Raw genomic sequence first — 1,016 nt, 5'->3', positions numbered from 1 at the left:
CCAGGCTGGCGGCGGCGTTGACGCCGGAGGTGGACGCGGTCCTGGCCCGGCATCCGCTGCGGGACCTGGTCACCGCCTCCGCACCGCTCGCCCTGCTCGTCGAGCGGGAACGCGCGCTGTACGGGTCCTGGTACGAGTTCTTCCCCCGCTCCGAGGGCACCCCCGAGCAGCCGCACGGCACCTTCCGCACCGCCGCCCGCCGCCTGCCCGCGATCGCCGCCATGGGCTTCGACGTCGTCTACCTGCCCCCCGTGCACCCCATCGGCACCACCTTCCGCAAGGGCCGCAACAACTCCCTGGACGCCGGCCCCGACGACGTCGGCGTGCCCTGGGCCATCGGCTCCCCCGAGGGCGGCCACGACAGCGTCCACCCCGCCCTGGGCACGATCGACGACTTCGACCACTTCGTGACCCGCGCCGGCGAGCTGGGCCTGGAGGTCGCGCTGGACTTCGCCCTCCAGTGCTCCCCGGACCACCCCTGGGTGCACAAGCACCCCCAGTGGTTCCACCACCGCCCCGACGGCACCATCGCCTACGCCGAGAACCCGCCCAAGAAGTACCAGGACATCTACCCCATCGCCTTCGACGCCGACATGGACGGCCTGATCGACGAGACCCTGCGCGTGCTGCGGCACTGGATGGACCACGGGGTGCGGATCTTCCGCGTCGACAACCCGCACACCAAACCCGTGGTGTTCTGGGAACGCGTGATCGCCGCCGTCAACGCCACCGACCCCGACGTGATCTTCCTGGCCGAGGCGTTCACCCGGCCCGCGATGATGCACACCCTGGCCCAGACCGGATTCCAGCAGTCCTACACCTACTTCACCTGGCGCAACACCAAACAGGAACTCACCGAGTACCTGACCGAGCTGTCCGGCGAGGCGGCGGCCTGGATGCGGCCGAACCTGTTCACCAACACCCCCGACATCCTGCACGCCTACCTCCAGCACGGCGGCCGCCCCGCCTTCGAGGTCCGCGCCGTCCTGGCCGCCACCCTCGCCCCCTCCTGGGGC

Annotated in this window: 1 pseudogene; it reads left to right on the top strand. The window is 71.1% G+C overall.

Features of this window, described 5'->3' with window-relative positions:
• Positions 1 to 1,016 (top strand): annotated as a pseudogene (locus ACFY3J_RS38875) (alpha-1,4-glucan--maltose-1-phosphate maltosyltransferase); the annotation flags it as partial.

Origin of the sequence: Streptomyces sp. NPDC001231, from assembly GCF_042896885.1 — a bacterium.
GTDB lineage: Bacteria > Actinomycetota > Actinomycetes > Streptomycetales > Streptomycetaceae > Streptomyces.
Note: the sequence above shows the minus strand (reverse complement) of the source record. Positions and strands in the feature narration are given on the sequence as shown.